The 6483-nt window shown below is 40.7% G+C and carries 6 protein-coding genes; 4 read left to right on the top strand and 2 right to left on the bottom strand.

Annotated elements, in window-relative coordinates:
- The first annotated feature begins 113 nt into the window (after positions 1 to 113).
- Entirely contained in the window at positions 114 to 2039 is a 1926-nt protein-coding gene (locus tag EHQ59_RS17860; RefSeq protein ID WP_244245482.1) for a dual specificity protein phosphatase family protein, read from the top strand.
- Here the strand turns inward: EHQ59_RS17860 and EHQ59_RS10155 are convergent.
- Entirely contained in the window at positions 2036 to 2839 is an 804-nt protein-coding gene (locus EHQ59_RS10155) for a lysophospholipid acyltransferase family protein (RefSeq protein ID WP_135619541.1), read from the bottom strand. The two genes, EHQ59_RS17860 and EHQ59_RS10155, sit on opposite strands and share 4 nt — an antisense overlap.
- A gap of 97 nt (positions 2840 to 2936) precedes the next feature.
- Entirely contained in the window at positions 2937 to 4040 is a 1104-nt protein-coding gene (locus EHQ59_RS10150; RefSeq protein WP_244245481.1) for an LIC11274 family protein, read from the bottom strand.
- A gap of 151 nt (positions 4041 to 4191) precedes the next feature.
- Here EHQ59_RS10150 and EHQ59_RS10145 point away from each other — a divergent pair, with 151 nt between their 5' ends.
- The 3 genes from EHQ59_RS10145 to EHQ59_RS10135 are packed head-to-tail and all read left to right on the top strand — an operon-like array spanning position 4192 to position 6479.
- Complete coding sequence (locus EHQ59_RS10145; RefSeq protein WP_135619539.1) at positions 4192 to 5070, top strand: DUF2225 domain-containing protein; 879 nt, start codon at positions 4192 to 4194, stop codon at positions 5068 to 5070.
- Positions 5071 to 5074: 4 nt separating this feature from the next.
- On the top strand, positions 5075 to 5869 hold the full coding sequence (truA, locus tag EHQ59_RS10140) for a tRNA pseudouridine(38-40) synthase TruA (protein ID WP_135619538.1): 795 nt from the start codon (positions 5075 to 5077) through the stop codon (positions 5867 to 5869).
- Complete coding sequence (locus tag EHQ59_RS10135) at positions 5841 to 6479, top strand: hypothetical protein (protein ID WP_135619537.1); 639 nt, start codon at positions 5841 to 5843, stop codon at positions 6477 to 6479. Before truA ends, EHQ59_RS10135 begins: the two co-directional genes overlap by 29 nt.
- Positions 6480 to 6483 lie beyond the last annotated feature (4 nt).

Genomic DNA, 6483 nt, shown 5'->3' with positions numbered 1-6483 from the left:
TCGCAACTTCAAGAAATTCGTTTGAGGGGTGCCAGTCAACCTCTCATTTTGTTGCACTTAATGGTTGAATCTGCTAAACCATTTTAAAGCCATACCAAGGCAAACCCATTCGTGTGGGAATCACTGGTGTATGGACAGAAGCGAAAGTTACCTTTTTATGTTATGATTTAAAAACAAGATACCCTGAATTTGAAATTGCCGTTTGTTCTGCCTTAACTGCAAGTTCTTCGTTGTCGATGCATTTCATTGCCCTTGACCAACTCAAACAAATTTTAGGTGTGAAAGTATTTTCATCCATTGGAGCTTTTACAGAATTTTTAACCGGTGACCAACCTAACTTAAGCAAACGAATTTCCACCAATGCAAGGATTGCCAGTGACAAACTAAAATTAGATCCAAAATACCCGATCAGCGAACTCGACAAACAGATATTACTCTATTTATTTCGAGATTGTAAAGAAGTGGAATTCAAAACCTTAGATGGTGGATTTTCTGGAAATGTGGTTTTAAAATCCAAGTCCATTGACCATTTGGGTCATGCACAAGTTCCTTGTGTGGTAAAAATTGGGAATCGGGATTTAATTGCGAAAGAAAGGACCTCTTTTGAACGAATCCAGGAAGTTTTAGGAAACAATGCTCCGTCCATCGTTGATTTTTGCGAATTAAAAGATCGAGGTGCTATCAAATATCGTTATGCGGCGATGTTAGATGGGAATGTAAAAACATTCCAAAAAGTTTATGGAACGATGTCAGACGGAATTGGCTTAGATCGTATCATCGATACAGTGTTTGGTGAACAGTTGGGAAGGTTGTTTGAAGCCGCTTCTACGGAAAAACTCAATTTACTCGAGTATTACGACTTCCAACACAAGTATGCCAAATCGGTACGCAAGCGAGTAGAAACAATCCTTGGAGGAGCACAAACCGAAAAAAACATTACCATTTTTCCAGGATACGAAGTCCCAAATCCATGTTTGTTTTATGAAACCGATTTGTTGGATTTAAAAGAATACAATGCAGTAACCCATAACACATCTTATGTTCATGGGGATCTCAATGGTGCCAATATCATCATTGATGCACAAGAAAATGTATGGATGATCGATTTTTTCCATACGCATCGTGGCCACATCATTCGAGATTTGTTGAAGTTGGAAAATGATATTTTGTATATCTTTTGTAAAATTGAAACAGAAGCAGAATGGAAAGAAGCCATCCTTCTCACGGATTTTTTGCACAACCAAGAAGACTTAGGAATCCCTCTTTCGTTCGAACCACCCAAAGAAATCAAAAATGAGAAATTACAAAAAGCATACCGTGTGATCGCAAAACTCCGATCGTATTACCCAAAACTTGTAAAACTCGATCGAGATCCATACCAAATGCATGTGGGTGCACTGCGGTATGCAATGCATACACTTTCCTTTGATGAATGTAATGACTTACAAAAGAAATGGGCTTTGTATGCCGGTGCCAAACTCATTGTGAAAATCAAATCCTATATTCAAAAATCAAAAGTCCTACGAATTGATTATCTAAAACCACTATCGGAAAAGCAAGGTGACCTCGTAAAACAAATTGGTCTCACCATATTACCAGGTCGAAAAGATCGAAACCGAGTTTTATTCGATGATGTACAAACCATCCAAAAAGAAGGAATTTCTCATGTGTTAAGCCTCATCACCGAACAGGAATACATCCAATATGGTGTGAGTGATTTAAAATCAGAACTACCAAAACAGGGAATCGAACAAAAACAAGTTTCCATCTTAGACCAACGAGTGCCTAGCCACTCACAGATGTTAGAGATTGTATCTTGGATCGATTTACTTCTCACTCAAAATAAGAAAGTACTCATCCATTGTGTGGGTGGGCTTGGTCGATCGGGAACTGTGGCATGTGCTTATTTGATTTGGAAGTTTGGAATGGATGCCGAAACGGCAATCCAAAAGGTGAGGGAATCGAGAAGTGAACGTGCAGTGGAATCACACGAACAAATCCGATTCCTAGAAACTTGGGAAAGGTCTTTCGATACTTAAACGTTTTGGAGTTTCAGACATTCCTTTTCCAACATTTCATCTAACTCTTGTTTTTTGGAATGCATCAATTGATAAAGGTGATTTTGAAATTCTTCCCAAGAGGCAAAATCCGTTGGGTTGTGAACACCTAGTCCCAAATACCCAACCACATTTCCTTTTTGGTATTCTTGATATGTTGTGACACCAGACTTCAAAGCAACAAAAACAGGAATTTTCTGGTCGAAGGCAATTTTCACCATTCCTTTTTTTAAAGGATGGATCTCTTCGCTATAGGTATTTTTGCCCTCTGGGTAAACGATATAGGAAGTTGTTTTTAATCCTTCGATCAAGTTTTTCACAGAAACCGCAATGGACATTGCTTTTGAATTATCAAACACTTGGGAACCCATGGCAGTCATCCACCAATACGCAAACCATGCTTTTTTAATCACTTGGTTTGCTAAAAATGGTTTTCTAATCACATAACAATCGTAAGGAAAATCCATTTCATTCACATGGTTTAAAAAAATCATATGTCCTTTTTCAGGAACTGTGAATTGGTTTAACACAAGCACTGAGGTTTTTGTTATTTTTTTAACATCCTCAGCCCAGATTTTTGTTCCTTCTAAAAATTCTTGGATTCTTTTTTCTTTGTTCCCTGTAATCGCTCGGTATAATCCACGAATTAAATACGGGCTGGCCTTTCCAAATACCAATAAGGTGATTCGTAAGTAAACTTTCATCACCAAACGTCCGTAGTGAACACTTAAGCCGTGTAAGTTTTTTTCAATTAGGTTGTCAACAACTGGAATTTTCGCCATAGCAACAATTAGACAATAGAGTGGTTTTTGTGGATATAAAAAAGCCCAAGAAATTTCTTGGGCTGAATCATTCGGAAACAGTGTTAGTTAGTGTTTCTTATGGTTGCGGAGTTGTTGTAGTTCCTTGGGCAGGTTTTGGTGGAACATTTAATGCTTTTTTACGTTCTTGGTCGTACTTCATGAACACCATGTTATTGGAATCCAATTCGTATACTCGACCTCTTACGTCCGCATGGTCCACACGGTAGTCTTCTGGCACTCTCACATCAAACATCGCTTGTAAACGATTGTCATATTTGACGTAGGGATTTTTCGAGAAGTCATATGTCACACCATCAATTTTTACAGGTTGACCTTCTACAGTAGCACCGTTTTCATCTCTGGAAACTTCTGTTTTGGCTTGTGAGTTATTTAGATAGTAATTATCGTAAGGATATTTTAATTTATAGATGTTGATTGCATTGGCTTTCGAGTCACGAGCCAAGTTGATCGCACCAAAATACAATTCAATTCGATACTTTCTATGAGTTGGTTGGAGTTTTTGGTGTTTTTCCAAATTACGTTCCACTTTCAACGCATTGGCTCTTGCTTCTTTTGCAAGTCCTAAGTGTCTGTAACCAAGCTCCATATTTTTCTCAATGTCGTACTTATTGTAACTGTAATGAGCCTCTTTTGGATCATACATACGTCTTTGGTAAGGAGCTTCGCGAGGTAGGTCCATTACGTCTTGGCGGAAATAAGATCCTTTTCCATATTCAATCGAAATGTCAAGAAGGGCCTTGTCCATAGGATTGTTCGGATTTTTACGTTCCATAGCGGTTTTCATCATCTCTTCCGCACGTAGGATGTAAAATTGCGAAAGTTCTTCCGTTATTTTTTCGACACCAAGTTGGCATTCGAGAAATCGTTGGTAAGCAGAAGAGTAGTTCCCTTCAAAATGGTATTGCAAACCTTCTTGGTAAATTCGTTTGGCTTCGAGGTATTTTTTCATACGGAAACCTTCTTTGCCTTCTGGAGCATTTAACTCCGCAGGTTTCCCTTCCGCATCTTCACCACGAAAGTTTTTGACGATTGGCTCAAGCTCACGGAGGTAAGTCAATAGCTCGATTCGTTTTTGATAGGATTTACTAGAGACTGATTCTGCAAACATAGGTGCTTGCATCACGAGACTCATCATGAGAATAAGAAGGGATTGTTTCATTGCTCTGCCATTCATTCCGTTTCCGTACTTTCCTTCGTTAGAAGAATCTTACAAGTAATTTCAGGGTGTCCCCTGTGAGTATTATCGGAGATTTATGATATTGGATTGACAGATTGTATTTTAAAATTGAGCCTTTTCCTAGATTTTTCCTATGTCCCAAGCCGCCGCCCAGTCAAAAAAAGTATCTTTTCGTGCCAAAGAGTCTACAGCTTGCCCAATTTGTGATGAAAATCACCAAAAGGAGCAGATGTTCCAGGGTGGTGGACGGCTCATCGCTGGGAAATTAGCCCAGGACCTTCGTCGTTTGTACGAAAAAAACAAAAAATTTGGACGTGTCAGCCCTCTGGATTATGTCATGACCGTCTGTCCGCGTTGCCTTTATTCTTCTTTTCCCAAAGATTGGAATGCTCTGAATCCTGCTGATAACGAAGCCATTCGGATGGCCACTGATGCACGTAGAAGTTATATTGAAAAAATCCTAGGACCAGTTGATTTTACGAGTGACCGCCAAATTGTGTTAGGTGCTGCATCCTATCTCCTGGGGATGGATTGTTATCAATTACGTGGAGTGAGTGTTGCCCCTACTCCTAAAAAAGCAGTATGTGCGATCCGAGCCGCTTGGTATTTCTCTGACCTACATGAAGAGTTTCCTCATATTGGATATGATAAAATTCGGGACTTACTCTACCAAAAAGCTGCGGTCATTTATGGTTATACATTAGAGCTCATGCAAAATGGAAACGAACCCGTTGACCAAGCTGCAGGGATGCTCGGACCAGATACTGATAACAATTGGGGATTTGATGGAGTCATTTATCTGAATGCGTTCCTAACAAAAAAATTCAAAGACCAAATGGCACCGAAACCAGAAGACCAAGTTTTATTATTATCTCGTGCTAAACGAACACTTGCTAGGTTGTATGGATCAGGTAAGGCAAGTAAAGGAAAACCAGGTCCAATCGTAGAAATGACACGCGAATTGTATGATGAATACAATGCTATCTTAGAGGAAATGGGAGGCGAGAAGTAAGGGTTTGCCCAATTATGCACTTCTTGTCGAATATGATGGCACTCATTTTTATGGGTGGCAAAAACAAAAAAACCTCCCGACTGTCCAGTCCTCAATTGAGTCTGCGTTATCCATCATTCTAAGAAAAAATCCCGCCTCACCTTTGTCAGTGGCTGGCCGTACCGACACGGGTGTCCATGCACTTGGTATGGTTTGTAATTTCAAAACCGAAAATCCAATTCCCAATTTTCATAAACTGTTAGTTTCTCTGAATGCTCTCACACCAAGTGGTGTTTCAGTAAAAAATGTGGTCGAAGTTCCACCAGAATTTCACGCCAGGTTTAGTTGTACAGGTAGGGAGTATATTTATAAATTATACTATAGTAAATATGAAAGCAGTTTTGTGGAGGGGCGCGCTTTTTGGGTGAAGTCTCATATCAATTGGGAAAGAGTGGAAAAACAACTCCAAGTCCTTGTGGGGGAAAAAGATTTTCGTTCTTTTACTAAAGCCAAATCCATGTCGGGCAAACGAGCCGTTCGCGAGATCTTTTCCATCCAAGTAGAGAGAACTGCACCTGAATGGTACCAAATCCGGATCCGAGCCAATGGATTTATGCACAATATGGTGCGAATTACGGTTGGAACTTTACTGGACATTGGAAAGGGACGTTGGGAATCTAGATCCATAGACTCCATTTTGGAAGAAAAGAACCGAACGAAGGCTGGTGTTACCCTCCCGCCGGATGGGCTCTATTTTGTCCGCGCGTATTACGAAGATCATCCGGAAATTCATGAATTGTACAAAATCCCTCTTCCTTAGCATCCTTTTCGCATTCACTCTCTTTTCTGGTCTCCTTTCCGCACAAACCCTCGAAGAGTACAACAAACGCCGCTATGAAATTGGTGGTTGGGTAGGAGCGGCCAATCCCATGCCTGGAACTCCCAGTGCACGGATCTTAGAAACCACGCTAGGTGGCGGATTCTACGCCAGGATGCCTTGGCCTTGGGTCTTTTACACCGAAGTGGGTGGTTCCTATGCCGTCTTTTTATCCCGTTCGGAAAGAGCTTTAACAGCCATGCCACTGTACGCGGCCTTGGCGTACAAACTCCCGTTAGAACTCCCCATCCAATTTTTTGTGAAGGGGGGCGGTGGTTCTTCCTATGTGGTAGCAAGGCCTGCCGATACAGCCAGGTGGAACCCAACCGCCTTTGGTGGGTTAGAAGCTAGTTTTATTGCTGGTCGTAGAATTCGAATTGGGGTACGATTGGATTATTATAAGATTTTTGAAACCCAAATGGACGTTCCTAACCAATACCGCTTTCCCCTTGCCAGTCCTTACGACGATCCCAGATTACAAAATCCGGCAAATTACACATTACAGAACGTCGATTTTTTCTATTTTGGTCTAACAGTGGGAGTATTGTTTTGAACCG

It is taken from the genome of Leptospira kemamanensis, from assembly GCF_004769665.1.
Taxonomy (GTDB): Bacteria; Spirochaetota; Leptospiria; order Leptospirales; family Leptospiraceae; genus Leptospira_A; species Leptospira_A kemamanensis.
Note: the sequence above shows the minus strand (reverse complement) of the source record. Positions and strands in the feature narration are given on the sequence as shown.

What these genes read in the sequence shown, in the direction of transcription:
- EHQ59_RS10155 (WP_135619541.1), bottom strand. Translation starts at nt 2,839, where the DNA reads ATGGCGAAAATTCCAGTTGTTGACAACCTAATTGAAAAAAACTTACAC.
- EHQ59_RS10150 (WP_244245481.1), bottom strand. Translation starts at nt 4,040, where the DNA reads ATGAAACAATCCCTTCTTATTCTCATGATGAGTCTCGTGATGCAAGCA.
- EHQ59_RS10145 (WP_135619539.1), top strand. Translation starts at nt 4,192, where the DNA reads ATGTCCCAAGCCGCCGCCCAGTCAAAAAAAGTATCTTTTCGTGCCAAA.
- EHQ59_RS10135 (WP_135619537.1), top strand. Translation starts at nt 5,841, where the DNA reads ATGAATTGTACAAAATCCCTCTTCCTTAGCATCCTTTTCGCATTCACT.